General features: G+C 63.8%; 31 protein-coding genes. 14 read left to right on the plus strand and 17 right to left on the minus strand.

The annotated features are described in order from the left end of the window. Nucleotides 1–9 precede the first annotated feature (9 nt). Together NKJ37_RS16735 and NKJ37_RS16740 are read right to left on the minus strand one after the other, a co-directional pair. Entirely contained in the window at nucleotides 10–987 is a 978-nt protein-coding gene (locus tag NKJ37_RS16735) for a tripartite tricarboxylate transporter substrate-binding protein (protein ID WP_352440873.1), read from the minus strand. Nucleotides 988–1,125: 138 nt separating this feature from the next. Next, on the minus strand, nucleotides 1,126–1,581 hold the full coding sequence (locus NKJ37_RS16740; protein ID WP_352440874.1) for a DUF2214 family protein: 456 nt from the start codon (nucleotides 1,579–1,581) through the stop codon (nucleotides 1,126–1,128). 201 nt (nucleotides 1,582–1,782) lie between these two features. Here NKJ37_RS16740 and NKJ37_RS16745 point away from each other — a divergent pair, with 201 nt between their 5' ends. Beyond that, nucleotides 1,783–2,316, plus strand: a complete 534-nt coding sequence (locus tag NKJ37_RS16745; RefSeq protein WP_352440876.1) for a GNAT family N-acetyltransferase — start codon at nucleotides 1,783–1,785, stop codon at nucleotides 2,314–2,316. Between the two features lie 141 nt (nucleotides 2,317–2,457). Here NKJ37_RS16745 and NKJ37_RS16750 read toward each other — a convergent pair whose 3' ends face one another. Further along, on the minus strand, nucleotides 2,458–3,228 hold the full coding sequence (locus tag NKJ37_RS16750; protein WP_352554948.1) for an IclR family transcriptional regulator: 771 nt from the start codon (nucleotides 3,226–3,228) through the stop codon (nucleotides 2,458–2,460). Nucleotides 3,229–3,410: 182 nt separating this feature from the next. Here NKJ37_RS16750 and NKJ37_RS16755 point away from each other — a divergent pair, with 182 nt between their 5' ends. The 5 genes from NKJ37_RS16755 (at nucleotide 3,411) to NKJ37_RS16775 (ending at nucleotide 8,620) form a co-directional block, all read left to right on the plus strand. Continuing rightward, nucleotides 3,411–4,385 (plus strand): Bug family tripartite tricarboxylate transporter substrate binding protein, encoded by a 975-nt coding sequence (locus NKJ37_RS16755; protein ID WP_128303197.1) that lies wholly within the window; start codon nucleotides 3,411–3,413, stop codon nucleotides 4,383–4,385. A 122-nt stretch (nucleotides 4,386–4,507) separates the two neighbouring features. Continuing rightward, nucleotides 4,508–5,044, plus strand: coding sequence for a tripartite tricarboxylate transporter TctB family protein (locus NKJ37_RS16760; protein WP_127290747.1), 537 nt, complete (start codon nucleotides 4,508–4,510; stop codon nucleotides 5,042–5,044). 4 nt (nucleotides 5,045–5,048) lie between these two features. Beyond that, the gene (locus NKJ37_RS16765; protein ID WP_023812558.1) at nucleotides 5,049–6,572 is read left to right on the plus strand and encodes a tripartite tricarboxylate transporter permease; all 1,524 of its coding nucleotides are present in this window, start codon (nucleotides 5,049–5,051) and stop codon (nucleotides 6,570–6,572) included. Nucleotides 6,573–6,587: 15 nt separating this feature from the next. After that, entirely contained in the window at nucleotides 6,588–7,772 is a 1,185-nt protein-coding gene (locus NKJ37_RS16770; protein WP_352774398.1) for a CaiB/BaiF CoA transferase family protein, read from the plus strand. Next, nucleotides 7,769–8,620 carry a citryl-CoA lyase gene (locus tag NKJ37_RS16775; RefSeq protein WP_352610207.1) on the plus strand — a complete coding sequence of 284 codons (852 nt, stop codon included), beginning with the start codon at nucleotides 7,769–7,771 and terminating at the stop codon, nucleotides 8,618–8,620. The genes NKJ37_RS16770 and NKJ37_RS16775 overlap by 4 nt, the downstream gene beginning before the upstream one ends. Nucleotides 8,621–8,624: 4 nt before the next feature. Here the strand turns inward: NKJ37_RS16775 and NKJ37_RS16780 are convergent, their stop codons facing one another. Further along, complete coding sequence (locus NKJ37_RS16780) at nucleotides 8,625–9,101, minus strand: NUDIX hydrolase (RefSeq protein ID WP_352774399.1); 477 nt, start codon at nucleotides 9,099–9,101, stop codon at nucleotides 8,625–8,627. Between the two features lie 130 nt (nucleotides 9,102–9,231). Between NKJ37_RS16780 and NKJ37_RS16785 the strand changes: the two genes are divergently transcribed. The 3 genes from NKJ37_RS16785 to NKJ37_RS16795 all read left to right on the plus strand — a co-directional run bounded on the left by NKJ37_RS16785 (nucleotide 9,232) and on the right by NKJ37_RS16795 (nucleotide 10,480). After that, nucleotides 9,232–9,540, plus strand: a complete 309-nt coding sequence (locus NKJ37_RS16785) for a hypothetical protein (RefSeq protein WP_164892879.1) — start codon at nucleotides 9,232–9,234, stop codon at nucleotides 9,538–9,540. Nucleotides 9,541–9,704: 164 nt separating this feature from the next. Then, on the plus strand, nucleotides 9,705–9,866 hold the full coding sequence (locus tag NKJ37_RS16790; RefSeq protein ID WP_352774401.1) for a hypothetical protein: 162 nt from the start codon (nucleotides 9,705–9,707) through the stop codon (nucleotides 9,864–9,866). Between the two features lie 35 nt (nucleotides 9,867–9,901). Beyond that, the gene (locus tag NKJ37_RS16795) at nucleotides 9,902–10,480 is read left to right on the plus strand and encodes an invasion associated locus B family protein (protein WP_128303196.1); all 579 of its coding nucleotides are present in this window, start codon (nucleotides 9,902–9,904) and stop codon (nucleotides 10,478–10,480) included. Nucleotides 10,481–10,565: 85 nt separating this feature from the next. On the opposite strand, the gene coaBC is transcribed toward NKJ37_RS16795, so the two are convergent. From coaBC to ubiE, 5 genes are all read right to left on the minus strand, one after another. Next, complete coding sequence (gene coaBC, locus NKJ37_RS16800; RefSeq protein ID WP_128303195.1) at nucleotides 10,566–11,798, minus strand: bifunctional phosphopantothenoylcysteine decarboxylase/phosphopantothenate--cysteine ligase CoaBC; 1,233 nt, start codon at nucleotides 11,796–11,798, stop codon at nucleotides 10,566–10,568. 25 nt (nucleotides 11,799–11,823) lie between these two features. Next, nucleotides 11,824–12,231 carry a type II toxin-antitoxin system VapC family toxin gene (locus NKJ37_RS16805; RefSeq protein WP_127290735.1) on the minus strand — a complete coding sequence of 136 codons (408 nt, stop codon included), beginning with the start codon at nucleotides 12,229–12,231 and terminating at the stop codon, nucleotides 11,824–11,826. Continuing rightward, a complete protein-coding gene (locus tag NKJ37_RS16810; protein WP_023812567.1) occupies nucleotides 12,228–12,488 on the minus strand; it encodes a FitA-like ribbon-helix-helix domain-containing protein in 261 nt (86 codons plus the stop codon). Before NKJ37_RS16810 ends, NKJ37_RS16805 begins: the two co-directional genes overlap by 4 nt. Nucleotides 12,489–12,564: 76 nt before the next feature. After that, complete coding sequence (ubiB, locus tag NKJ37_RS16815) at nucleotides 12,565–14,139, minus strand: 2-polyprenylphenol 6-hydroxylase (protein ID WP_352722324.1); 1,575 nt, start codon at nucleotides 14,137–14,139, stop codon at nucleotides 12,565–12,567. A gap of 70 nt (nucleotides 14,140–14,209) precedes the next feature. Beyond that, a complete protein-coding gene (gene ubiE, locus NKJ37_RS16820; protein WP_352774404.1) occupies nucleotides 14,210–14,986 on the minus strand; it encodes a bifunctional demethylmenaquinone methyltransferase/2-methoxy-6-polyprenyl-1,4-benzoquinol methylase UbiE in 777 nt (258 codons plus the stop codon). Between the two features lie 134 nt (nucleotides 14,987–15,120). On the opposite strand from ubiE, the gene NKJ37_RS16825 reads away from it, so the two are divergent. The 3 genes from NKJ37_RS16825 (at nucleotide 15,121) to NKJ37_RS16835 (ending at nucleotide 17,659) form a co-directional block, all read left to right on the plus strand. Continuing rightward, nucleotides 15,121–16,095, plus strand: a complete 975-nt coding sequence (locus NKJ37_RS16825; protein ID WP_352774405.1) for an adenosine deaminase — start codon at nucleotides 15,121–15,123, stop codon at nucleotides 16,093–16,095. A gap of 146 nt (nucleotides 16,096–16,241) precedes the next feature. Next, entirely contained in the window at nucleotides 16,242–16,871 is a 630-nt protein-coding gene (gene upp, locus NKJ37_RS16830) for a uracil phosphoribosyltransferase (RefSeq protein ID WP_023812571.1), read from the plus strand. A gap of 224 nt (nucleotides 16,872–17,095) precedes the next feature. After that, nucleotides 17,096–17,659, plus strand: a complete 564-nt coding sequence (locus NKJ37_RS16835; protein ID WP_352774407.1) for a TIGR02281 family clan AA aspartic protease — start codon at nucleotides 17,096–17,098, stop codon at nucleotides 17,657–17,659. 83 nt (nucleotides 17,660–17,742) lie between these two features. Here NKJ37_RS16835 and deoA read toward each other — a convergent pair whose 3' ends face one another. Genes deoA through NKJ37_RS16865 form a run of 6 tightly spaced genes read right to left on the minus strand, consistent with a single transcriptional unit; the run spans nucleotide 17,743 to nucleotide 23,992 of the window. Further along, nucleotides 17,743–19,062 (minus strand): thymidine phosphorylase, encoded by a 1,320-nt coding sequence (gene deoA, locus NKJ37_RS16840; protein WP_352774409.1) that lies wholly within the window; start codon nucleotides 19,060–19,062, stop codon nucleotides 17,743–17,745. Continuing rightward, complete coding sequence (locus tag NKJ37_RS16845) at nucleotides 19,062–19,871, minus strand: purine-nucleoside phosphorylase (RefSeq protein WP_127259901.1); 810 nt, start codon at nucleotides 19,869–19,871, stop codon at nucleotides 19,062–19,064. The genes deoA and NKJ37_RS16845 overlap by 1 nt, the downstream gene beginning before the upstream one ends. A gap of 30 nt (nucleotides 19,872–19,901) precedes the next feature. Continuing rightward, nucleotides 19,902–20,294, minus strand: coding sequence for a cytidine deaminase (gene cdd, locus NKJ37_RS16850; protein WP_023812575.1), 393 nt, complete (start codon nucleotides 20,292–20,294; stop codon nucleotides 19,902–19,904). A gap of 56 nt (nucleotides 20,295–20,350) precedes the next feature. Beyond that, nucleotides 20,351–21,322 (minus strand): ABC transporter permease, encoded by a 972-nt coding sequence (locus tag NKJ37_RS16855; protein ID WP_352774411.1) that lies wholly within the window; start codon nucleotides 21,320–21,322, stop codon nucleotides 20,351–20,353. 1 nt (nucleotide 21,323) lies between these two features. After that, nucleotides 21,324–22,463, minus strand: a complete 1,140-nt coding sequence (locus NKJ37_RS16860; RefSeq protein WP_352774413.1) for an ABC transporter permease — start codon at nucleotides 22,461–22,463, stop codon at nucleotides 21,324–21,326. Next, nucleotides 22,460–23,992, minus strand: a complete 1,533-nt coding sequence (locus NKJ37_RS16865; RefSeq protein WP_352774414.1) for an ABC transporter ATP-binding protein — start codon at nucleotides 23,990–23,992, stop codon at nucleotides 22,460–22,462. Before NKJ37_RS16865 ends, NKJ37_RS16860 begins: the two co-directional genes overlap by 4 nt. Nucleotides 23,993–24,221: 229 nt before the next feature. On the opposite strand from NKJ37_RS16865, the gene NKJ37_RS16870 reads away from it, so the two are divergent. Both NKJ37_RS16870 and NKJ37_RS16875 read left to right on the plus strand, forming a co-directional pair. Then, nucleotides 24,222–24,428 (plus strand): SlyX family protein, encoded by a 207-nt coding sequence (locus NKJ37_RS16870; protein WP_206517192.1) that lies wholly within the window; start codon nucleotides 24,222–24,224, stop codon nucleotides 24,426–24,428. 22 nt (nucleotides 24,429–24,450) lie between these two features. Continuing rightward, on the plus strand, nucleotides 24,451–24,858 hold the full coding sequence (locus NKJ37_RS16875; protein WP_352728355.1) for a hypothetical protein: 408 nt from the start codon (nucleotides 24,451–24,453) through the stop codon (nucleotides 24,856–24,858). Here NKJ37_RS16875 and NKJ37_RS16880 read toward each other — a convergent pair. Then, nucleotides 24,853–25,314 carry a GNAT family N-acetyltransferase gene (locus tag NKJ37_RS16880; protein ID WP_352760607.1) on the minus strand — a complete coding sequence of 154 codons (462 nt, stop codon included), beginning with the start codon at nucleotides 25,312–25,314 and terminating at the stop codon, nucleotides 24,853–24,855. The genes NKJ37_RS16875 and NKJ37_RS16880 overlap by 6 nt on opposite strands. A 115-nt stretch (nucleotides 25,315–25,429) precedes the next feature. Further along, nucleotides 25,430–26,419, minus strand: a complete 990-nt coding sequence (locus NKJ37_RS16885) for a BMP family lipoprotein (protein WP_352774416.1) — start codon at nucleotides 26,417–26,419, stop codon at nucleotides 25,430–25,432. Nucleotides 26,420–26,474: the final 55 nt, after the last annotated feature.

Here is a 26,474-nt window from a genome sequence, read left to right on the forward strand (position 1 = left end):
GTTCAAACCTCAGTCGGCGTACTGGCCGGCGGCTTCGATGATCGGCTTCCAGCGCGCGATCTCGCTTTCCAGCTTGGCCTTCAGTGCGGCGGGCGTCGCATCGGCCTCGGGCGACGGCTTGGTGCCGAGTTCGGCGAAGCGGGCCGCGACGTTCTGGTCCTTCAGCGCGACCTGCAGCGATTTCGACAGGCGTTCGGTGATCCCGGCCGGCGTGCCCTTGGGTGCATAGAGACCGTGCCAGATGCCGACCTGCACTTCGGGAAGGCCGCCTTCCACCGTCGTGGGCACGTCTTTCAGCACATCGAGGCGCTCCGGCGAGGTGACGGCATAGGCCTTGATGGTGCCGCCCTGGATCTGCTTGGTGGTGTTGGTCGTCTGGTCGCACATGATGTCGACCTGGCCGCCGAGGAGATCGGTCATGGCCGGGCCGGTGCCCTTGTAGGGTACGGTGACCAGCGGCGTCTTGATGGCGCTCATGAACAGCATGCCGCATAGATGCGAGGCCGCACCGATGCCTGCATTGGCGACGGTTATGGAATCCTTGTTGGCCTTGGCGTACTCCACCAACCCCTTGAGGTCGGTCGGCTCCAGGTCCTTGCGGCCGACGATGGTCATCGGCACCTCGGTGACGAGGCCGACATATTCGAAGGCGTTCAGCGTGTCGTAGGCGAGCTTTCTGTACAGTGTCGCACTTGTCGCCATGCCGATATGATGGAGCAGCAGCGTATAGCCGTCAGGCTCGGCGTTGGCGACGCGGCCGGCACCCAGCGTGCCGCCGGCACCGCCGACATTTTCGACGATGACCTGCTGGCCGAGATCCTTCGACATCGCTTCGGCGACGAGGCGCGTGACCGTGTCGGTCGGGCCGCCGGCCGCAAACGGCACCACAACGGTGATGGTGCGTTCGGGATAGGTCTGCGCGCCGGCAGTGAACCCATAAAGCGTGACGGCCGCGGCAGCAGCCAGAGTGGCGACAAATCTTCTCATCGTGATCTCCTCCCAGTGTATCAATCTCCAACCGCTGCGCGGGGTCCCTCTCAGCACCGCCTGCGGATGAAGCAACAACTAGCGCAAGCTAGCAGATTGCAACCGGAGGCAAACGGCAAACTGCTGATCAGCCCTATCCTAGTAGCCGTAGCCGCGCGCCATCGCCGCCGCGAAGACCGGGATGAGCAGGAAGATGAAAGCTTCGGCTCGGATGTAGGTCTTCACGGACGCAAGCTCGGCCGCCGGCACCTGGAACGAGGCATTGCCGCTCGCCTGCCTGTTCCAGGATATGAAGCGGACGGTTGGGATGATCGACAGCAGGCCGACAGCGCCGAACGCCGCTATCTTGGCCCAGAACACCCAGTTGTAGACGTAGAATTCCCAGCCCTTGAGGCCATAGAAGACGCGGCCGATGCCGACGACGATGATCAGCGCGGCGATGACGCCGTAATGGCGGTCGATGCCGGCGAGCCTCTTGAGTGTCGCAACGCCCAGGTCGCCGCGGATCAGGGCGAATTCGGCGCCGATGATTCCCGCCAGCGAAAACACCAGCAGATGATGGAAGGTCGCAAGCACAAGATCGGTGGTATCCATGCTCTTTCCCTGGGTTTGACGGCGCCAATGCGCGCCTGAAAAAAGTCGCGCTGGCAGGGTGTTGAATCAGCCTGCCGTGAAAAATAACACCGTCTCACAAAATTCCCATAGCGGCGCCTGGATGATGGGCCGTGTTGCCCTGGCCCCTTGCGCCGCACCGGCGATTTGCTAAGCGCTGGCGATCCGTGCGAGGCAGATCCCATGAACAATCCACAAGCGACCAGCGCCCCTGTCATCGAAACGAAGCGCACCATCCTGCGGGCACACCGGCTGGACGATTTCGACGCGTATGCCGCGATGTGGACCGATCCCGTCGTCACCCGCTTCATCGGCGGCAAGCCGCGCACGCGCGAAGAGAGTTGGATGCGCTTCCTGCGTCACGCCGGCCTGTGGTCGTTGCTCGGCTATGGCTTCTGGGCGATCGAGGAGAAGGCGACCGGGCGCTTCATCGGCGAGGCCGGGTTTCACGATCTGAAGCGCGACATGGAACCATCGATCGAAGGCATTCCCGAGGCCGGGTGGGCGCTGGTTCCGGCCGTGCACGGGGCGGGCTTCGCCACCGAGGTGGTTGCCCGCGTCCTGGCGTGGGGCGAAGTGATTTTCGGGCGCGAGAAGACCGTCTGCATCATCGATCCGGAAAACGGCGCTTCGCTGAGGGTGGCTGCCAAGTGCGGTTACCGGGAAGTGGTGAAGACCACCTATCATGACACTCCGACAATCCTGCTGGCGCGGTGACCTGAGCGGCGAGGCTGCCTGCTGCCGGCGCCGGCATGATGGCGCCTGTCGCCAGCAATGATGACGAGGCGGGCCCCGCCAAGAACCGCCGTGTGGTTCTGGTCAAATTGATCGAAGCGAGCCTTCCAACCGGGACGCATTCTACGGCATGGCGTCCGCTGCCAGGCTTGCCCGCTCCAGCATGGAGGCGTCCTCGCCGAAGGCGCGGGTGGCGCGGGCCGCCGCCTCGAGCAGCGGACGCTTCATGCGCTGCAGAAATGCCGCGTCGACGCGCGTGCTGGGCCCAGCCAGGGTCAAGGCGCCGAGCAGGACGCCTCCCGGGCCGAACACCGGCGCCGACACGCCCCCCGTATCGGGATCGCGGTCGCCGACGGCGAGACAGTTGCAGGTCTTGCGGATGGTCTCGTAGGGGTCGCCCTGCTGGCCCGAAAACGCTGCGAGCACGCGGCCGCCCGAGCCGAGCAGCAAAGGCAATACGTCGCCTTCGCGTATCGTGTAGCGGATCGGGTGCTTGGATTCGACGCGGTAGAGACAGGTGCGGACATCGCCCGAGCGAACATAGAAGGCAACGCTCTCCCAGCTTCGCTCGGAAAGATCGCGCATGATCGGCAGCAGGATATCGACCGCCACGACCGAACGCTGGTAGAGCGCACCGAGCCGAAAGGTCGCGGGTCCGACGCGGTAGCGCCCGTTGTCGAGGCGCTCGAGCAATCGTCCGCGCAAAAGGGAATTCGCAAGCCGCAGGATGGTGCTCTTGTAGAGGCCGGTGCGCGCCGCGATTTCGGCCAGGCTGAGCGACCGGTCATCCGTGGTGAAGGCATCGAGGATGGCAATGGCCCGATCAAGCGCGGCAACACCGTCCGCCGAGGTGCGATCTATTTCCCCATTTGCCGATTTGCTTGGCGAGTCCATGGCGGTTCCAGTTTGAAGAAAGCCGAGCACGCGACTCTGTCGCGCCGCCAAATCGTTCTGTCCAGTAGAATATCGTTTCCGTTGACAGAACTCCGTAACATCTGCTTGAAATCGATGACGGGTCTGGATGCAGGCGCGTTTGGCGGGCACCGGAGGAGGTGTCGTGATTTGGAGGAATCCCCATGCTGAACAGACGCAGATTTTTGATGAGCACCGCAGCCGTGGGTGCCGGGCTGATGACGTCGCATCTTTCTCCCGCTTTCGCCGAAGGCGCGCCCCAGATACAGCTCTTCGTGCCTGCCGCACCCGGTGGTGGCTGGGACCAGACGGCGCGCACGATCGACCAGGTGCTGCGCAGTGAAAAGCTCATCTCGGGTTCGCAGATCACCAATGTCGGCGGCGCCGGCGGCACTGTCGGGCTGCCGCAATTCATCAGCCAGTGGAACGGCAAAGGCAATTCCCTGATGGTTGCCGGCATGGTCATGGTTGGCGCCATCATTGCCAACAAGGCCGCGAACAATCTGACGCAAGTCACCCCGATCGCCCGCCTCACCGGCGAGTTCGAGGCCTTGGTCGTGCCGGCGGAATCGCCGTTCAAGACGGCCGCTGATTTCGTCGCCGCGCTCAAGGCCGATCCGACAAAAGTTCCCGTCGCCGGCGGCTCCGCCGGCGGTTCGGATCACATCCTGTTCGGCTTGATTGCCAAGACGGTCGGCGTGCCGGCTACAAACCTGTCCTACGTGCCGTTCGCCGGCGGCGGTGAGGCATTGTCGGCGCTGCTCGGCAACCAGGTCGCGGCCGGCATCTCCGGCTTTGGCGAGTTCTCCGAGCAGGTCAAGGCGGGCGCGCTGCGGCTGCTCGCCATCTCGGCAGACAAGCGCCAGGACGGCATCGATGCGCCGACGCTGAAGGAGGCCGGCATCGATGTCGAGCTGTTCAACTGGCGCGGCGTCTTCGCACCGCCGGGCATTTCCGACGCCGACAAGGCGGCGATGGTCACAATGATCGAGACCATGGCCAAGAGCGATGCATGGGCAACCGAGTGCAAAAACCGCAACTGGACGCCCATCCTTTTGACTGGCGACGACTACGCAAAATTCCTCACCGAGGACACGGCCCGCATCACCGCGATCCTCAAGGATCTCGGCCTCGCCTGATGTCTTCAGGGGGCGGTTAGAGTGCCGCCCCCTTCCCATCTCGCCTGCCGCATGGACATATGATGCGGCGAAACTGCGGATGCGGTCGGCTGGAGGATGCCGGCCACCTTGGGAGGACACCGATGAGCACCAGCGACCCTCAGGCGGCGCCCCCGCGCCTTGCCATGCCCGAATTGTTGATCGGCGTCGGGCTTCTCGCCTGCGCCGGGGCCGTAGCCTGGCAGACCTTGGCGATCCCGGTGTCGCCGCTCTATTCCAAGGTCGGGCCGACCGTCTTTCCCTATATCACCATGACCGGCATGATCGTGCTTTCGCTGCTGCTCATCCTCGCAGCGCTGCGCGGCGGCTGGCAGCCGGAGGAAGAAAAGGAAACGCCGACCGACTGGAAGGCGATGGGCATCGTCGTTATCGGGCTGGTGGCAAACCTGGTGCTGATCCAGCCGCTCGGCTTTACCGCCGCCTCGGTCATTATGTTCGTTCTGGTCTGCTACGGCTTCGGCAGCAAGCGCACACTGCGTGACGCAGTGCTCGGCCTGATCCTGGCGCTGGCCGCCTATTTCGGCTTCGCCAGGGCGCTTGGCGTCAACATCGGTGCCGGTTTCATCGAGAACCAGCTGAACACGGTCATCGATGCGTTCATCACCGTGTTGAGGGGCTGACGCCATGGAAACGCTCGGACATCTCGCACATGGCTTCTCGGTCGCCTTCACCCCGGTCAACCTTCTGTGGTGCCTGCTTGGCACCACGCTTGGCACCGCCATCGGCGTGCTGCCCGGTCTTGGGCCGGCGCTGACCATCGCGCTGCTTTTGCCGATCACCTATCAGGTGGCGCCGGAGGCATCCTTCATCCTGTTCGCCGGCATCTACTACGGCGCCATGTATGGCGGTTCGACGACGTCGATCCTGCTCAACACGCCCGGCGAAAGCGCCACCATCGTCACTGCGTTGGAAGGCAACAGGATGGCGCGTTCCGGCCGTGGCGGTGCGGCGCTCGCCACGTCGGCGATCGGCTCGTTCGTCGCTGGCACGATCGGCACGATGGGCGTTGCCTTCCTGGCGCCGGTGGTGGTCAAATTCGCGCTGGCCTTCGGTCCGGCCGAATATTTCTCGCTGATGGTGCTGGCCTTCATCACCGTTTCGGCGGTGCTCGGCTCGTCGTCGGTGCGCGGCCTGACCAGCCTGTTCGCCGGCTTCGTCATCGGCATGATCGGCGTCGACCTGCAGACCGGCCAGCCGCGCTTCACCTTCGGCACGAACGAACTGCTCGATGGCGTCGATGTCATCATCGCCGCCGTTGGCCTATTTGCCGTCGGCGAGACACTCTACATGGCCTCGCGCCGCTATGCCGGCAAGGACGAGATCGTGCCGCTGAAGGGCTCGCTCTACATGACGGCAGCCGAATGGGGGCGTTCGTGGAAACCCTGGCTGCGCGGCGCTGCGATCGGCTTCCCGATCGGCGCCATGCCGGCCGGCGGCGCCGAGATCCCGACATTCCTGTCCTACGCTATCGAAAAGAAGCTGTCGAAGCACAAGGAGGAGTTCGGCACGGTCGGCGCCATCGAAGGCGTTGCCGGCCCCGAGGCCGCCAACAATGCCTCGGCAGCCGGCGTGCTGGTGCCGATGCTGACGCTCGGCCTGCCAACGTCGGCGACGGCGGCGATCATGCTGTCGGCCTTCCAGAGCTACGGCATCAATCCCGGACCGCTGCTTCTCACGACCCAGGGCGATCTCGTCTGGGGGCTGATCGCCAGCCTGTTCATCGCCAACGTCATCCTGGTCATCCTCAACCTGCCGCTGATCGGCCTGTGGGTGCGGTTGCTGAAAATCCCGGCGCCGCAGCTTTATGCCGGCATCCTGGTGTTCGCGACGGTCGGCACCTATGGTATTTCGCAGTCGCCCATCGACCTCGTCATCCTCTATCTGCTGGGAGCGGCCGGTTTCCTGATGCGGCGGTTCGATTTCCCGACCGCGCCTGTCATTATCGGTATGATCCTTGGGCCGCTCGCCGAAACCCAGTTCCGCCGGGCGATGACCATCTCGAATGGCGACTGGTCGGTGTTCTACACCCACAAGCTGTCGCTGACGCTGCTGACGCTCGCCTTCATCGGCCTCGCCGGCCCGCATATTTGGGCCTTCATCGAGCATCGGCGTCGGCGCGGACCGGAGCATGTGCCCGGCGATGCCTGATCGATCCATGGTGCCATGACAGAACTGCTTTCCGGTATCCGCGTCCTCGACCTGACCAATGTGCTGGCCGGTCCCTACTGCGCCTATCAGCTGGCGCTGCTCGGCGCCGACGTGATCAAGGTCGAGGCGCCGCAAGGCGGCGACCTGGCCCGCCAGCTCGGCGGCTCGCCAAAGCTGAACAGCGCCGGCATGGGCGCATCGTTCCTGGCGCAGAACGCCGGCAAACGGTCGGTTGTGCTCGACCTCAAGAAGCAAGCCGATCGCGAGCGCTTTTTCGATCTGGTGGCCAGCGCCGACGCACTGGTGGAGAATTTCCGCCCCGGTGTGATGGATCGGCTGGGGCTTGGCTACGAGGCGCTGAAGACGGTCCGTCCGGGCCTCGTCTACTGCGCGATAACGGGTTTCGGCCAGACCGGGCCGATGCGCGACAATCCCGCCTATGACCAGATCATCCAGGGCCTGTCGGGGATCATGAGCATCACCGGCACACCGGAAACGGCGCCGCTGCGGGTCGGTTATCCCGTCGCCGACACGCTTGGCGGACTGGTCGGCGCGTTCGCCATTACCTCGGCGCTGGTGCGGCAGAAGACGAGCGGCGAGGGTGCCTTTCTCGACGTCTCGATGCTCGAATGCACACTTTCCGCGCTTGGCTGGCCGGTTTCCAACTATCTGACCGCAGGCATCGACCCCAAGCCGATGGGCAATGAGAACATGACGGCGGCACCCTCCGGTGCGTTTCGCACCGGCGACGGGCTCATCAATATCGCCGCCAACAAGCAGGAACAGTTCGTGACGCTGTGCCGGCTGATCGGCCGGCCGGAACTGGCCTTGGATGCCCGCTTTGCCGAGCGCGAGACGCGCAAGCGCAACCGTGCGGCGCTTAAAGTCGAGATCGAGCACGCCCTGGCGGGCGCGCCGGCTGCGGCCTGGGAAGAGATGCTCAATCGCGCCGGCGTGCCTGCCGGCAGGGTGCTGACGATCCCGCAAGTGCTGGCCGAGCCGCAAGTCCTCGAACGCCAGGTGACCGCGAATTTCGACGATGTGGCTGGCATGGACAAGCCGCTGACCGTTCTGCGCGGCGGCTTCATGGTCGATGGCGAGGCGCCCTTGCCGACAAAGCCGCCGCCGGCGCTCGGCGAACATATGGGCGAGGTGTTCGCCGACCTGCCACCGCGCGCCAAGACAAAGGCAAGCGCATGAGCGGCACGGAGAAGAAGACAGGCCGTGAGCGCGGCGAGGAATGGTGGCAGACCGACATCATCGAGATGCGGCCTGGTGTCATCCGGCTGCGCGGCTACGAGATCCAGGATCTGATCGGCCGCGTCAGCTTCCCGGCTGTCATCTGGCTGATGCTGCGCGGCGAACTGCCCAGCGAGGACCAGGCAGAGTTGCTCGGCATTGGCTTGGCTGCCGCCGTCGACCACGGACCGCAGGCGCCATCGATCGCCATCGCGCGCATGGCTGCAACCTGCGGCGTCGGTATCAACAGCGCCATGGCCTCGGCCATCAACGTTCTCGGCGACGTGCACGGTGGCGCCGGCGAGCAGGCGCTTTCCTTCTATGGTGACATTGCTGGGGCGATCGATGCCGGGATGACGCTGAATGAAGCAGTCTCCGCGCGGCTCGACCGGTTCTTCGCCGAGGAGAAGGGCTATGTGCCGGGGCTCGGACATCGCTTCCATCCCGTCGACCCGCGCGCGCCGCGCTTGCTGGAACTGACCCGCGAATTTGCCGCACGCGGTGCCGTCAATGGACGTTTCGCCGATATTGCAGAAGCGATCGAGGCGGACGTCGCGCGGCGCAAGGGGAAAAAGATACCGCTCAACATCGATGGCGCCACCGCCGTCATCTATGGCGAACTCGGCTTTCCACCGCCGCTGACGCGCGGGCTTTTCGTGCTGTCGCGTTCGGTCGGCATCCTGGCGCATGCCTGGGAGCAGTCGCAGCAGGCCGAGCGAAACAAAGGGCCGCTGCCGCGCGAGTGGCTGTGGGCCTATACCGGCACGCCGGTGCGGCCGTTTCCCGAAAGCGATGAGCCTGGCGAGTGAGGCTTTACGCCTGGTCCACCTGCATAGGCTGAGGAAGCTTCAGCGTTTTCACCAACGTTGAAAGATCCGGCTCGTCGATGAGCATGGCCGCGTCGGCCGGCGCCAGCCAGGCCCGCTGGCGTCGTTTGGCTTCCTGCCAATCGGCCAGTTCCTCCGTTACCTCGAGCAGATAGACGATGACGTCGACGCGGACAAAGCGATTGGCCAGCCGCTTCCAGTAGGAATAGGTGCCTGCCGGCTGCTTCAGCGTCTTGCCGAGTACGCCGGCTTCCTCCTGCGCCTCGATGGTGGCCGCCTTGCGCCCGCTCTTGCCCTTCATCGGCCAGCCCTTGGGTACGATGAAGCGCCTGGTGGTGCGCGACGTAACCAGCATGACCTCGATGTCGCCGCGCGCGATCAGCCGAAAGGGAACAGCCGCCACCTGGCGGATTCTTTCGCCCTTTTTTGCCTTGCGTACGGCTTTCTTCTTGGTGGCTGCCATTCGTCAATCCAGTCGATGCAATGCCGCATAGCGCGACAAGGCGTCGTTGCAAAACCAAAACTTTCGCATGTGCCGCCAAAACTTTCGCATATGCCGAAAGACACTCGAAATACCTAAGTCGGCTAAATAAATGAAAAAGGCCTTGTTGTCAGCGGCAATTGCTCACGGCGGTGGTGCCGATTATCTGGGTCTGGCAGCTTGGCTTGAGCTGCTGCACGACCGGGGGCGGTTGCTGAACGATCTGGCGGTCCTGGGCGCGGTACTGCCGCTGTTGCTGCTGATATTGCTGCCGCTGTATCCTGTTTTGCAGGATTTGCAGGTCGTTCTGCCGGATCAGCGCATTGTTGCCGGTAGCGGAATTGAGCGCTTGTGCGGAAGCCGGCAGGCAAACGCCCGCCAGCACTGCCGTGGCCAGCATTGCCACTGTGAAGATCGTTGATGGCCGAAGTGCCGACATTCGCTCATTCCCGCGCAAAAAACTCTGCCCACTGATATAGGACGTTTGCGCGGCGATGCCATGGCCAGCGGGTCGAGCGACCAAATCTGCTTGTCACCCCCGAAGGTCGCTTCGCGGCGGCGGAGAATCTGCCTGGCAACCCCGCATTGCACTTGACGGAGGCCGTCGATTCGCCGCTCTATCGGGTCGGCGCCGGCCTTGAGCTGAATGGCGTCAATGGCGTCGGCATGTCCGTCAGGTATAATGGCGCCTTCGGCGAAACGGTTAAACAGAACGCGATCAGCGCGTCTCTCAAGGTCAGTTTCTAGCTGGCCCGAGGCGGAGCCGGGCGGGAGGGATCTTGATGAGGAAGTACGCGCATTTCGTGGCGATGCTGGGTGTTGCCTGCACCGTCGGCGTGGCGGCCGTGGCGGCACAAACCAAGAGCGACAGGGCGGTCGCGGCACCCGCTGCCGCGGATGCGCCGCAGTTGCCCGGCGGCGCGTCGGCACTGTCTGAAACCCACGGCGACTGGACGGTCAATTGCCAGATATCGGGCACGGCCAAGACCTGCAGCCTGTCGCATCAGCAATTCAACAAGCAAAGCAATCAGCGGCTGCTGGCGATAGAGCTGTCGAGCAAGACCGGCGAGGATGCCACGGGCACGCTTGCGTTGCCGTTCGGCCTGGCGCTGGCCAAGGGGGTCAGCCTGACCATCGACGATCAGAAGCTGGACGGCAGCCTGGCGTTCAACACCTGCCAGGTCGTCGGCTGTCTGGTGCCGGTGGTGTTCGATGCGACTGTCACGCCACTGCTGAAATCAGGCACCACACTGAAGATCGACGCTTTCGCGGCAGACACCGGACAAGCGGTGAGCTTTTCCATTCCGCTCAACGGCTTCGCCGGCGCGCTTGCCCGGACCGCCGAGCTTTTGACCAATTGATGTAGAGCCGCAGGACTTAAAGCGCGCCGCCTGAATGCCGTCTCGCGGCAGGGCGGTGCGTCACTGCAGCAGAACGTCTTTCAGCTCAAACGACGATCGTTTTAAGCCTTTCGGCGATCAGGGCGGCGAGCCGCGCCGCCACATCATCCTTGCTCATCTCCGGCCATTCCTCGACGCCAGCCTTTGACACGATCCGCACCCGGTTGCGATCGCCGCCCATCACGCCCGAAGAACCGACGCCGCTTCCCTGCGACACGTCGTTGGCGACGATGAGATCGGCGCCTTTTTTCTTGAGTTTGGCCTCGGCGTTGCGCAGGAGATCCTGCGTCTCGGCGGCGAAGCCGATAACCAGGCCGGGTCGCTGGCTGTGATGGCCGACGCCGGCGAGAATGTCGGGATTCTCGACCATGCGCAGCACCGGCGGCCCTTCGCCGGCGACCTTCTTGATCTTCTCACCGGCTGAATTCTCGGTTCGCCAGTCGGCCACGGCGGCGACGAACACCGCCGCGTCTGCGGGCAGGAGCTGTTCCACCGCGTCCCGCATCTCTTGCGCACGTTCGACATGGATGGTCTTCACGCCAGCCGGATCGGCAATGCCGACAGGGCCGGAGACGAGGTGCACATCGGCGCCGAGCCTGGCCAGCGCTGCCGCTATGGCATGGCCCTGCTTGCCGGACGAACGGTTGGCGATGTAGCGCACCGGGTCGATCGGCTCATGCGTCGGGCCGGAGGTGACGATGATCTTGCGCCCCGACAGCGACTTCGGGCCGACGTCGAGCAGTGCCTCGATGGCGGCGACGATCTCCAGCGGCTCGGCCATGCGGCCTTCGCCGGCTTCATTGCTTTCGGCCATCTCACCCCTGGCCGGACCGACGAAGGTGACGCGGTCCTTCTGCAGCGTCGCGCGATTGCGGCGGGTGGCCGGATGCGCCCACATTCTGGTGTTCATGGCCGGCGCCATCAACACCGGCTTGTCCGTGGCGATGAGCACCGTGGAGGCCAGATCGTTGGCGTGGCCGTTTGCGAGCTTGGCCATCAGGTCGGCGGTGGCGGGCGCCACCACCAGCAGATCGGCCTCGCGCGACAGCCTGATGTGGCCGACATCGTGCTCGTCCTGGCGGTCGAACAGTTCGGTAAAGACATGGTCGGCGGAGAGCGCGCCGGCCGACAGCGTGGTGATGAATTCCTGTGCCGCCGATGTCATGATCACCCGCACCGCCGCACCACGCTCGCGCAGCCGGCGGATCAGATCGAGCGCCTTGTAGGCGGCGATGCCGCCGCCAATGATGAGCAGGATGCGCTTGCCGGAGAGGCTCATGCCTGAGACCAGTTCCTGTCCAGTGTCATGCCGGCTTCAGCGCCGGTTCGATATCGGTATGGATGAAATCATTACCCTTGAAAAGCAGCGGCAGGTTTCGCGTCTTGGCCAAGGCGTAAGCGAAACAGTCGCCCATGTTGAGATCAGCACGATGATGAGATCCACGGCCATAGAGAGAGTAGGCAAGCCGTGCGACTTCAAGCTGCGCTAAATCAAAAGGAACTACCGTCAACTCGAGAAGATCGATTAGCAGTTTGAGTTCGTTGACGTTAACGCCATCACTCGACCGGCTCGCGACACAATGCGCCTCCAGCAGCGTCGCTGCGCTTACCAGTGCAACAGATGAGGTACCGAAAACGTCGACGAATGCAGCGGCATCCGGCTCCGCGCCAAGGATTGCGATCAACGCCGAGGTATCGACCGCGACTGTCACAGAAGTCCCTCGTCCCACATATGGTCAGTAATCGCTTTGAGATCAAAAGGGCGTTCCAGCTTCCGCCCGAGCGCCAAGATTTCGTCACGGGAAGCCTTCAGTCGCCACGCCCCATTCTCAAGCCTGGTTTTTGGGATTGCCGCCTCACGCAAGGCATCCCGCACTTCCTGCTCCATCGAAACGCCGCGCGCGGCGGCGCGCTCGCGGAGCACCTGCTTCACGTTGTCGTCAAGGTTGCGGACTGTTATCGTGCTCATGGTCTTGCTCCATGCCGCTTAATATAGGCAACAAGCAGCGTGCATGCAATGACAGCATTGCTGTCATTGCATGCACTCAGATGATCTTCCAGGCGATATAGACGAGCGTCAGCGCGATGACCCACAGTGCCCAGCGGCCGGAGCGGCTGTAGCGCGCCTCGGCCTTGCCAATGGCGTGGGCGGTGGTTTCGTCGAAGCGCAGGCCGTGCTCGGCCATCAGGTCGATCTCGCGCGACAGCCGGTCGGTGCGCGCCGCAAGCTCGGGAATCTGGCGGGCCAGCGTGAGCAGCGCCCTGGCGCCGTCACGCGCATCGATCATCATGCCACGCGGCCCAAGATTGCCTGATATCCAGTCGCCGACCACCGGCTCGGCCGTCTTCCACATGTTGAAGGCCGGGTCGAGCGTGCGCGCCACGCCCTCGACCACCACCATGGTCTTCTGCAACAGGATCAATTCGGGCCGCGTCGCCATGTCGAAGAGTTCGGTGACCTCGAACAGCAGCGTCAGAAGCTTGGCCATCGAGATGGTCTCGGCCGGCTGGCCATGGATCGGCTCGCCGATGGCCCGGATCGCCTGCGCGAAGGCTGCAACATTGTGCTGGCGCGGCACATAGCCGGCCTCGAAATGGACCTCGGCGACACGCAGATAGTCGCGCGTGATGAAGCCATAGAGAATTTCGGCGAGGAAGCGGCGCTCCTTCTTGCCGAGCCTGCCGGCAATGCCGAGATCGACGGCAACGATGGTGCCGTTTGCCTCGACGAACAAATTGCCCGGATGCATGTCGGCATGGAAGAACCCGTCGCGCAGCGTGTGGCGCAGGAACGACTGGATGAGGTTTGCTGCGATCGCCTTCAGTTCATGGCCGGCGGCCTCCAGGCCGGCAATGTCGTTCATCTTGACACCGTCGACCCATTCCATGGTCAAGACGTCGCGGCCGGTGCGCTCCCAGTCGACGGACGGCACGCGAAAGCCGGGGTCGTCCCTGGTGCTTTCGCCGAGCTCCGAGAGAGCCGCCGCCTCGAGGCGAAGATCCATCTCGATCTTGGTGGTCTGTGCCAGCGTCTGGGTGACCTCGACCGGCCGCAGCCGGCGTGACGAGGGGATGTATTTCTCCTGCAGGCGAGCGGCGAGGAAATAGCTTTCGAGATCCTGGAAAAAACGGCGGCGCACGCCTGGCCGGATCACCTTGACCGCCACCTTGGTGGCAATGCCGTCATGGAGAGCGTCGGCGGCATGGACCTGGGCGATGGAGGCGGCGGCGACCGGGTCGCCGAATTGCGTATAGAGGGCGCCGATCTTGCGCCCGAGCGAAGCCTCGACCGCCGCGATGGCCTCGGCCCGGGGGAAGGTGTGCATCTTGTCCTGCAACGTGGCGAGATCGAGCGCCATGTCGTTGCCGACGACGTCGGGCCGCGTCGCCAGGAACTGGCCGAGCTTTACATAAGATGGACCGAGCCGGACGACCGCCTTGGCCAGCCGGTCGCTGCGCTCATAGGCCAGCGCGCGGCGGCGGGTGAGCAGCCGCGCCATCCGCCATCCGAACTTCGGCAGGCCGGACAGTTCCTCACCCGGCAGAGCGGCGACGACACCCTCGCGGACCAGCACCCAGCCGGCCCTTACGAGCCGGAATCCTGCACTGACATTGCTCATGGCAGCGCCAATCCTGCCGGCTCTTTGAACCGGCATAGCACGCGTCGATTATGAGAAATGCGGTCCGGCCTCAAAGCTTCCAGCCCGAATGAAGTGCTGCAATACCGCCGGAATAGTTGCGGAAGGAAACGCGGTCGAAGCCGGCGCGGGAAATCATCGTCGCGAAATTCTGCTGATTGGGAAACCTGGCGATCGATTCGACCAGATAGGAATAGGGCTCGCCGTCGCCAGTGACCATCTTGCCGATCTTGGGGATGGCGTTGAACGACCAGGCTTCATAGGCCTTGTCGAGCAGCGGCATCTCGACCTCGGAAAATTCCAGGCACAGGAAGCGCCCGCCGGGCTTCAGCACGCGAAACGCTTCGCCCAAGGCCGCCTCTATGCGCGGTACGTTGCGGATGCCGAAAGCGATAGTGTAGGCATCGAATGTGGCATCAGGGAAGGGCAGTTCCTCGGCATTGGCCCCGACGAAATCGGTGTTGCCGGACAGGCCTTTCTTTCCGGCCCGGTCGCGGCCGACAGCCAGCATCGAGCCATTGATGTCGAGCACGGTGGCATGGGCATTGCCGTGGCTGGCATCGACGATGCGGAAGGCGATGTCGCCGGTGCCGCCGGCAACGTCCAGCACGCGCCAACCAATCCTTTTGGGAGGATTGAGCCAGGTGACCATGGCGTCCTTCCACAGCCGGTGCAGGCCGGCCGACATCAGATCGTTCATCAGGTCGTAGCGGTTGGCGACCTTGTGGAAAACATCGTTGACCAGGGACTGCTTGTCGCCAGCCCCTACACGCTTGAAACCATAGGAGGTTTCCATGCCGCCCGCGGCCGTGGTTCTCTCAACTGACATTTTTTTGATCCGTCATAAAACCGGCGGGACCATAGCCGATCGATGGTGCGGGCGCTATTGTTTAAGGCGCGGTGTTCAGCCGCGCTTCCAGGTGGCGGGTTTTCGAGACCTGGACGGACCGACGGGATGATTGAATGCCTTTGAAAGCGGAACTGCACTGCCACATCGAAGGGGCAGCGGCGCCCGAACTCGTCGTCCGCCAGGCGCAGAAATACGGCAAGGACACCTCGCCCTATATCCAGAACGGTTCCTTCGTCTGGCACGATTTCACCTCCTTCCTGGCGGCTTATGATTTTTCCGCCGATCTGTTCCGGACCGAGGAGGACTATGCGCGGCTGGCCGACCACTATCTGACCAGTCTCGCTCGCGATGGCGCCATCTATTCCGAAGTGTTCACCTCGCCGGACCACGCGAAAAAGGCCGGGCTGTCGCCGAAAGCCTATACCGATGCGCTCGGCGAAGGCATGGCCCGCGCCAAGGCCAAGACCGGCATCGAGGGCCGCATGATCGTTACCGGCGTGCGCCATGTCGGCGTCGAGTCGATCGAGCAGGCGGCGCGCTTCGCGGCGCGCTGCGGGCATCCGCTGGTCACCGGTTTCGGCGTTGCCGGCGATGAGCGCATCGGCGATATGGAGGACTATGTCAGGGCTTTCGAGATCGCCCGCGAAGCCGGGCTCGGCATCACCATCCATGCCGGCGAACTGACGGGCTGGGAGACCGTCCAGGCGGCGCTCGATCATATCCGTCCGTCCCGCATCGGCCATGGCGTGCGCGCCATCGAGAACCCGGACCTCGTCCGGCGCATCGCCGACGAGGGCGTCGTGCTGGAATGCTGCCCCGGCTCCAACATCGCGCTCAAGGTGTTCGACAGTTTTGCCGACCATCCGTTTCCGTCCCTGCAGGCGGCAGGCTGCAAGGTGACGCTCAATTCCGATGATCCGCCGTATTTCTGGACCTCGCTGAAGCGCGAATACGACATTGCCGCCGAGCATTTCTCGATGAACGAAAAGGCGCTGGCCGCCGTTACCCGCACCGCCATCGAGGCCGCTTTCGTCGACAAAAAGACCAAGACCGCGCTTCTTGCCCGGTTGAACAGCGCGGCACGCTGATTTCTGCCGACAAAGCTGTGGTCGGTGCGGGCCAAGCGGTTCCTTGGCCGGCGCATTGTCGCTAGGGTTCGCCCAGGCAGCTTGAAGCGCGGCGCGTCCGAAAGGACTATGCGCGCACTTTCGGGCGCAGGCATCAGGAGAACACCATGAAGGGCGTCACCGTCGTCGACCACCCGCTTGTCCAGCACAAGCTGACCATCATGCGCAAGAAGGAAACCTCGACGGCCGGCTTTCGCCGGCTGCTGCGCGAAATCTCGCTGCTGCTCGGCTACGAGGTCACCCGCAACCTCGAACTGACGACGACGACCATCGAGACGCCGATGGAAACCATGGAAGCGCCGACGCTTGAGGGCAAGAAGCTGGTCTTCGCCTCGGTGCTGCGCGCCGGCAACGGCTTGCTGGAAGGCCTGCTCGACCTGGTTCCGGCGGCCCGCGTCGCCCATGTCGGTCTCTACCGCGATCACGAAACGCTGGAAGCGGTCGAATATTTCTTCAAGGCGCCGAGCGACCTCGCCGACCGGCTGGTGATCGTCGTCGATCCGATGCTGGCGACCGCCAATTCGGCGATCGCGGCGATCGACAAGCTGAAAGAGCGTGGCGCCACCAACATCCGTTTCCTTTGCCTGCTGGCGGCGCCCGAAGGCATCGAGCGCTTCATCAAGGCGCATCCGGACGTTCCCGTCTTCACCGCTTCGATCGACCGCCAGCTCAACGAGAAGGGCTACATCATGCCCGGCCTTGGCGACGCCGGCGACCGCATGTACGGGACCAAGTAATATCAGGCGAAGTCGCCTGGTCCGATTTACCAAATGTTTACGCAAAGGCGCGGTTTTGGCGCGCGTTAAAGCGGCAAACACCATCCGGGTCTAACGATCGGCTGTCACTACGGCGCCGCGCGTCCATTTCGGACGCGCAAAGGGCGCTGTAGCACTTTGATTTTGCGCATGAGCCTTTCCGAAAATCGATCCCGATTTTCGGGGTCATGCGGCGAGGCCGATCCATGCTGCGCAAACTTCTCATCCTTGCCGTTTTCGCCGGTTCATCGGCATCGATACCGATTGTGTATCAGTCCAATCCGCAACTCGTCGAAAACCTGCTGAGGTCGGCGGTGCCGGGCAAACAAGCGGTCGAAGCCCAACCAGACGTCAATCTGGCATCGATGCCCAACAAGCCCGCGGCACCGCTGCCGATGGGCCGCAAGGTGGTCGTCGCGGCTGACGAGCGCGGACATTTCTCATCGGCTTTCAAGTTCAACGGACGTCAGATCGACGGCATGATCGACACCGGCGCGACATTGGTCGCCATCAACATTTCGACGGCGCGCAGGATCGGCTTGTCGCTGAACGCTTCGGACTTCAGCCACGAGGTCAACACCGCCAACGGCACCATCAAGGCGGCCGTGGCCATGATCGACCGCCTGCAGATCGGCAACGTCACGGTCAATGACGTCCAGACCATCGTGCTCGACGACAGGGCGCTGCGCACCAATCTGATCGGCATGAGCTTCCTCAACCGGCTCGACAAATACCAGGTCGAGAACGGCACGCTGCTGCTCGTCCAGTAAGGCTGTTCGTTTCCGCAATTCCCAAGGGAAAGCGCTATGCGCTTTTCCCGGGAAAACCGTTTCACACTTTTCCTGGAATTGCTTTAGCCGCGCGGCAGAATCCGCCGGATGACCGACTTGTCGGTGGGCGGCTTCGAGGCGCCGACCGTATAGGCCGAAAGCACGGTTGCCGCGGCGGCCTCAGCATCGGCCGATGAGCGGGCATGGACCAGCGCCAGCGGCTCGCCGATCCCAACCTCCGCACCGACCGGCAACAGCCTGGTGATGCCGACCGCGGGGTCGATCTTGTCGTCCGGCCGCGTGCGTCCACCTCCCAGGCCGACCACGGCGAGCCCGATATCGCGGGTGGCGATGCCGGTGACGAAGCCGTTTGCGGTTGCCTTGACGGCCAATTCGATCGCCGCCGCCGGCAGATACTTTTCCGGTTTCTCGATGAAATCGGCGGGGCCGCCAAGCGCGGCCACCATGCGTGCGAAAGTGGCGGCGGCGCGGCCGCTGGCGAGCGTTTCGGTGGCGCGCCGCATGCCATCCTGGTTGGACGACACCAGCCCGGCCGACTGCAGCATTTCGGCAGCCAGCGCCAGCGTCACATCCTCAAGCCTCCGGTCGCGAAACCGACCGGTGAGGAAATCAACGGCGTTGCGCACCTCGACGGCGTTGCCGGCGACCGACGCCAGCGGCTCGTTCATGCCGGTGATCAACGCCGAAGCCTTCAGTCCGGCGCCGTTGGCGATCTCAACCAGGCTGTTGGCGAGTGCGGTGGCGTCGCGCGATTTTTCCATGAAGGCGCCGTTGCCGACCTTGACGTCGAGCACCAGCGATTGCAGCCCGGCCGCCAGCTTCTTCGACAGGATCGAAGCGGTGATCAGCGGCACCGATTCGACCGTGCCGGAGACGTCGCGGATCGCATAGAGCCGTCGATCGGCGGGCGCGAGGTCGGCGGTCTGGCCGATGATGGCACAGCCTGTTTCGAGCACCGCCTTGCGAAACAGCGCGACGTCGGGCTGGCTGATGTAGCCGGGGATGGCATCCATCTTGTCCAGCGTGCCGCCGGTGTGGCCAAGGCCACGGCCCGAGATCATCGGCACATAGGCGCCGCAGGCGGCGACGATCGGCGCCAGCATCAGCGAGACATTGTCGCCAACGCCGCCGGTCGAATGCTTGTCGGTGACCGGGCCGGGCAGGTCCGACCAGTCGAGCACGTCGCCGGAATCGCGCATCGCCAGCGTGAGCGCCACGGCCTCGTCGCGGCTCATGCCGTTGAAGAACACCGCCATGGCGAAGGCGCCAGCCTGGCCATCGGTAACGGCGCCTGACGTCACGCCCTCGACGAAGCCGGCGATCTCCTCTTCCGACAGCCTGAGGCCATCGCGCTTGCGGCGGATGATTTCCTGGGGAAGCATCAGATCTCCAGCAGTCCGTCGCGAAACACGCGCTGCAGGATCGTCGCCAGCCGCGCGCCGCCTACCGGTGCCATGTCCTTGGTCTCCTGGTGCGAAAGCTCGGCCCCGGTCATGCCGGCCGCCAAATTGGTGATGACCGAACAGGCGGCGACGCGCAGTCCGAGGAAGCGGGCGAGAATGACCTCCGGTACGGTCGACATGCCGACTGCATTGGCGCCCATGATGCGCGCCATGCGGATCTCGGCCGGCGTTTCGAAGCATGGGCCGGAGAACCACATATAGACGCCCTTGTGCAGGGTGGTGCCGGTCGCATTTGCCGCCCGTTCGATGGCCTGGCGGATGCCGGCATCATAGGCTTCAGTCAGGCCGACGAAACGCCGGTCGCTTGGTTCGCCGATCAGCGGATTGGTGCCCGAGAAATTGATGTGGTCCGATATCAGCATCACCGAGCCCGGCGGCATGTCCGGATCGACCGAGCCGGCGGCATTGGTGAGGATCAGCTTCGTGATGCCGATGCCGGCAAGCACTTCCAGCACCGGCCGCATCGCCGCGGCAACGCCGTGCTCGTAGTAATGGGCGCGGCCCGAAAGCATCAGCACCGGCACGCCGGCAAACAGCCCTGCCACCACTTCGCCGGCGTGCCCGGTGACACCGCTTCTGGGAAAACCGGGCAGGTCGGCATAGGAGATGCGGATCGGGTCCTCGATCTGGTCGACCAGACCGCCGAGGCCCGAACCGAGCACCAGTGCCGTGGCCGGCGCCAGGCCGTCCAGCCTTTCGACGAGATGATCCAGGGCTTTTTCCGTCATCGCTGCCAGCTGTTCATTTGAGCCCGTTGTTCATTTCAAAATATCGCCACGGAAGCCGTAAGGCAGCATGTCGCCCATGGTCACGGTCTCGGCCACACCTGCATTGTCGCAGAGATAGAGCTTTGTTTCCGGCCGGCAGAATTCGGCCAGCCGCTGCCGGCAGCCGCCGCAAGGCGAGCATTTCGCCATGCGTTCGGCGATGACGGCGATTTCGACGATCTTGCCGCCGCCGCCCATAATGTAGTGGCCGAGCGCCGTGGTCTCGGCGCACCAGCCTTCCGGATAAGAGGCGACTTCGATGTTGGCGCCGGTAAAGACGCGCCCGTCTTCGGTTCGCAAGGCAGCGCCGACCGGAAACTTCGAATAGGGCGCGTAGGCCCTGGCCATGGCGGCCTTGGCGGCCTCGAACAGATCATGCGACATTCAGGTGTTCTCTCCGATGATCGTGTTCAAAACCCGGCGCAAAGCCGACCTGCCGCTCAACGTTCCTTGACATAAGGCACGCCGCCGGCGCGTGGCGGGATTGCCTTGCCGATGAAGCCGGCGAGCAGGATGACGGTGAGGATGTAGGGCAGCGCCTGCATGAACTGCGCCGGCACCTTGCCGATGATGGGCAGCGGTGATCCCTGCAGGCGGATCGACGCCGCGTCCAGGAAGCCGAACAGAAGGCAGGCGAACATGGCGTTGACCGGCTTCCACTTGGCGAAGATCAGGGCTGCCAGCGCGATATAGCCCTTGCCGGCGGTCATGTCCTTCACGAAGCCGCCATTTTGCACCATCGACAGGTAGGCGCCGGCAATGCCGGTGAGGATGCCGGTGCAGATCAGCGCCCTGTAGCGAAGCCAGGCGACCGATATGCCGGCAGTATCGACGGCGGCCGGGTTCTCGCCTACGGCGCGCAGCCTGAGGCCAAAACGGGTGCGAAACAGCACCCACCAGGTGAACGGCACCATCAGGAAGGCAAGATAGACCAGGATCGAGTGGCCTGACAGGAGCTCGGCATAGATCGGTCCGATGATCGGCACGTCGCGGATGGCCGCGGCACCCGGCAAGGTGATGGCCTCGAAGCGCTCGCCCGGTTGCAGCGCCGGCGTGCGTCCACCCTGCTGGAACCAGGCCTGGCCCAGGATGATGGTCGAACCGGCGGCGATGAAATTGATCGCCACGCCGGAGACGATCTGGTTGCCGCGATGGGTGATCGAGGCAAAGCCGTGGATCATGGCGAAGGCGACCGAGATCAGGATGGCCATGCCGAGGCCGAGAAAGGCCGAATGGAACACGGAAGCGGCCGCCGCGCCGGCGAAGGCGCCGACCAGCATCTTGCCTTCGAGGCCGATGTCGAAGATGCCGGCGCGTTCCGAATAGAGGCCGGCGAGGCAGGCAAGCAGCAGCGGCACCGAGAGGCGGATGGTGGAGTCCAATGTCTGGATGATCGCGTTGAACACATCCATCTCAGGCACCTTTCCCCTTGACCGCTTCCATGCCCACCGATCGCGGACTGAACGAGGCGAACAGCGCCTGGATGTAGGGTCGGAACATGTGCTCGAGGGCACCGGCAAACAGGATCACCAAGCCTTGAATGATGACGATCATATCGCGGCTGATTGCCGGCATCTCGAAGGCGAGCTCGGCGCCGCCCTGGTAGAGCATGCCGAACAGGATCGCCGCCAGCACGATGCCGACAGGGTGCAGGCGGCCCATCAGCGCCACGGCGATGCCGACGAAGCCGGCGCCGGAAACGAAGTCGATGGCGACATTGTGCTGATCGCCCATCACCGGATTGAGCGCCATCATGCCGGCCAGCCCGCCCGAGATCATCATGGCGGTGATGATGATGCGGGTTTCGGAAATGCCGGCATAGCGTGCCGCTTTCGGGCTGTGACCGTAGGTGCGCATTTCATAGCCGAGCTTGGTGCGCCAGATCAGCAGCCAGACCAGGAAGGCCATGACCAGCGCCAGGAGGAAGGTGACGTTGAGCGGCGCCGAACGGATCTTGGCGCCGAACAGCTCGATGATCCAGTTGAGCTTGGGCAATTCCGCGCCGGCGAGGAAGTTACGCGTCTGCGGCGCTTGCGAGGCGGCTGGCTTCAACGGGCCGACCAGCACGTAAACCATGATCGAGGCGGCGATGAAGTTGAACATGATGGTGGTGATGACGATGTGCGAACCACGCTTGGCCTGCAGATAGGCCGGGATGAGCGCCCACAATGCGCCGACCGTCGCCGCAGCAATGATCGCCAGCGGGAAGGTCAGCCACCATGGCAGTGTGCTGTCGAAGCTCAGGCAGACGATGGCGATGCCGAGGCCGGCGATGTAGGCCTGCCCTTCAGTGCCGATGTTGAACAGGCCGCAATGCGCGGCCACCGCCACCGAAAGCCCGGTGAAGATGAAGGTGGTGGCATAAAAGAGGGTGAAGGCGATGCCGGTGCCTTTGCCGAAGGCGCCTTCGACCAGGATGACGGCTGCGCGCAACGGATTCTCGCCGACCAGAAGCACGACGAAGCCGGCGACGACGAAGGCGACGAACAGATTGATCAGCGGGATCAGGCCATAGTCGGCCCAGGCCGGCAGTTTGGCGTAAGGCGCGCTCATTCGGCGGCCTCCTGGTGCTCGATGCCGGCCATCAGCAGGCCGAGCTCGCCCTCGGTCGCTTCGGGGCCGCGTTCGCCGACGATGCGGCCCGCAAACATCACCAGGATACGGTCGGACAGCGAACGGATCTCGTCAAGCTCGACCGACACCACCAGCACCGCCTTGCCCTGGTCGCGCATGGCGATCAGGCGCTTGTGGATGAATTCGATGGCGCCGACATCGACGCCGCGTGTCGGCTGGCCAACGATCAGAACACCAGGGTCCTGTTCCATCTCCCGCGCCAGCACGATCTTCTGCTGGTTGCCGCCGGAAAAATTGGCGGTCTTCAGCCGGCAGTCGGCCGGGCGGATGTCGTATTTGGCGATCTTGTCCCTGGCATCGTTGCGGATGGCATCGATGTTGAGGAACGGCCCCTTTAAATACCGGGGATCACCGTGATAGCCGAGGATCGAATTCTCGTTCTCCTCGAAGGCCAGCACCAGCCCGACGTGATGGCGGTCCTCCGGCACATGCGCCAGCCCGCGGTCGCGCAGTTCGCCGGGGTCGGCGGCGCCGGTCAGGTCGATCGGCTTGCCGTCGAGCATGACCGAGCCGGACACTGCGCGCCTGATGCCGGAAATCGCCTCGAGCAGTTCGGATTGTCCGTTGCCGGCGACACCGGCGATGCCCACGATCTCGCCGGCCCTGATATCGAAGGAGATGTCGTCGACCATGGTGACGCCGCGCGTATCCTTCACCGTCAGGTTCTTGACCGCGAGCTTGACGGCGCCGGCCTCGGCCTCGCCCTTCTCGACCCGCAAGAGCACGCGCCGCCCGACCATCAGCTCGGCCAGTTCCTCGACCGTGGTCTTCCTGGTCTCGCGCGTCGCCACCATCGTGCCCTGGCGCATCACCGACACGGTGTCGGTGATGGCCATGATCTCGCGCAATTTGTGGGTGATCAGCACCACCGTCTTGCCCTGGTCTTTCAACTGCCCGAGGATGCGGAACAGATGGTCGGCCTCGGCCGGTGTCAGCACGCCCGTAGGCTCGTCGAGGATCAGGATCTCGGCGCCGCGATAGAGTGCTTTCAGGATCTCCACCCGCTGCTGCAGGCCGACCGGCAGTTCCTCGATGATTGCATCCGGATCGACTTCCAGCCCGTATTCACGCTCCAGCCGCTCCAGTTCGGAGCGCGCCTTGGCGATGCTCTTCTTCAGCAGCGCATCGCTTTCGGCGCCGAGGATGACGTTCTCCAGCACCGTGAAATTGTCGACCAGCATAAAGTGCTGATGCACCATGCCGATGCCGAGCGCGATGGCGTCATTGGGGGTTTTGATCGAGGCCGGCTGGCCGCCAACGCGGATCTCGCCGCTGTCGGCCTGGTAGAAGCCGTAGAGGATCGACATCAGCGTCGACTTGCCAGCTCCGTTCTCGCCGACAATGCCGTGGATCGTGCCGCGACCGATCTCAAGATTGATGTCCCGGTTGGCGCGCACCGCACCAAAACTCTTGTTGATGCCGATCAACTCGATTGCGGCTTGCGCCATGCAGCCTGTCCCACTCTTATTTTTTTATCGCTTGGTCAAAACGCCTAGCATGACGCTCCGCCCGTGCCAATTGCCGGAGCCGGTTCACTCTCGACAAATCCCGGTGCGCTTGTCAATTTGCAACGTGGCCGGGGCCTTCACATTCGCTAGTATGACGGCGCCGGAATTCGCATTACGGCGCAAGACATCGCGGTCAACGACATCGCGATGAGACTGGGGAATTCACATGATCACGCCCGCTGACCGGCTGACGACGCTGGAAATACGCGCCGCCGAGCAGGAGAAGATCATCGAGGAACTGTCCGGCCAGATCGCCGAGCAGTGGAAAGTGATCGAGCGCATGCAGCGCAAGCTCGACGCGCTGACGGATCGCTTCCTGGCGCTGGAGGAGCAGACAGGAGATGAAGTGCCGGTAACCAAGCCGCCGCACTGGTGAGGAAAAAGGGAAGGTGCACGCCGTGGTCAGTGAAAACGATCGCATCGCGCGGGCCGGCGAATATGTGCTCGGTCTTATGAACGACAAAGACCGCGAACGGGCCGAACGTGACCTGGAGGTCGATCCCGCCTTCCGCGACGCGGTCGTGCGACTTGCCGAGCAGATGTATTTCTTCGACCGTTACGGAAAACGCGGCCTGCTGCCTGGCAGGCATTGGGAACTGGTTACCCAACGCCTAGCCGAGTTACCTCAGATGCGCAGCGTCGAGCTCGGCGGCAATGAGGTCAAACCGCGCACGGTGATCCGAAGCCTGTCCCGGCCACCATACGGCATTGGCGTGCACGCGCTTGGCGGCCGGCGCGGAGTTGTCGTTGCCGCCGGGCTGATGGTGGCGTTCGCGCTGGGCTGTGTCGTCGCGAAGCTGCTATAGGCGAGGCCGGCGCGACATCAGCGCCATCGTCTCGCCGTCCGAGCCGCTTATCTCAACGGTATTCCAGCCGAGGGCCGCGTAGAAATCACGCGCATCCCATGAGTAGAGATAGAGCGTCTCGACGCCGCGTGACGCCGCATGGGCTTCCGTTGCCTTGACCAGCGCGGTGGCGATGCCTCGGCGTCGATATCTTGCATCGACAACCAACCCGGCCAGCCATGGCGTCAGATCATGTGCGGGCTCCAGCTCGTGGCGGACCAGCAGGCATGTCCCGACCGGGGTGTCGCCGATCCGGGCCACGAATGCCGCCTCGAAGCCGTCACCGGCGATCAAGCCACGAAGCCCTGCCGCATCTTCCCCGAGGGTCCTTCCGGTTCCCTCGAAAAAGGCAGCCAGGCGCAGTTGGGCTACCGCTGCTACGTCGTGCTCGCCCATGGGTCCGATCTTCGGCTGCATCTGTATCCCCAAACGGTGTCCGGCACGGAGCGAACGTTTCGCTCGATCCGGTAAAGACAAAACCGCCGCGCTGGCGCCCGGCGGTTTGCAGATCATGGCTGTGTGTTCGTGCCGCTCAATAGGGGCAAGCGTTGTCAGCCGTATAATCGTGTACTTCGACCTTGCCGGCAATGATGTCGGCCTTGGCCTTTTCGACGGCCGCCTTCATCTCGTCCGTCACCAGCGCCTTGTTGTTGTCGTCCATGGCGTAGTCGACGCCGCCTTCCTTGAGGCCCAGATTCTCGACTCCGCCCTTGAAGGTGCCGTTCTTGCCGTCCATGAAGGCGGTGTAGACGGCGACGTCGACGCGCTTCAGCATCGAGGTCAGCACCTTGCCCGGCTGCAGGCCGTTCTGGTTGGAATCGACGCCGATGCCGAGCTTGCCGGCATCTGCCGCCGCCTGCAACACGCCGACGCCGGTGCCGCCTGCCGCGGCGTAGATCACGTCGGAGCCCTGGTCGATCTGCGTCTTGGCGATCTCGCCGCCCTTGGCCGGATCGTTCCAGGCAGCTGGCGTGTCGCCGGTCATGTTCTGGATGACATCAGTCGCACCAGCCGACTTGGCGCCGCCGACATAGCCGCATTCGAACTTGCGGATCAGCGGGATATCCATGCCGCCAACGAAGGAGACCTTCTTGGACTTAGAGGCCATCGCCGCCAGGATGCCGACGAGGTAGGAGCCCTCCTGTTCCTTGAACTTCAGCGACCGCACGTTCGGCAGATCGACCTGGTCGTCGATGATGGCGAAGTTCAGGTCGGGATATTCGGCGGCGACCTTGGCCAGCGCGTCCGTCCAGGCAAAGCCGGCCATGACGATCGGGTTGCGGCCGTCCTCGGCGAAGCGGCGCAGCGCCTGCTCACGCTGCGAGGCATTGGAGACCTCGAATTCGACGTAGGCCGTACCGGTTTCCGTCTTGAATTTTTCGGCGCCGTTGTAGGCAGCCTCGTTGAAGGATTTGTCGAACTTGCCGCCGAGATCATAGAGGATGGCCGGCTGGACATCCGCGGCGAAAGCCGGAAGAACCATTGCGGTTGCGGCCAGGAGGCCGAGAACGATACGTTTCATGTGATCCACACCCTGTCGGTTATTTTTTCCGTTACGCGCCGCATGCCGGCCCGGT

The sequence above is a fragment of the Mesorhizobium sp. M0140 genome (assembly GCF_040322475.1).
Taxonomy (GTDB): Bacteria; Pseudomonadota; Alphaproteobacteria; order Rhizobiales; family Rhizobiaceae; genus Mesorhizobium.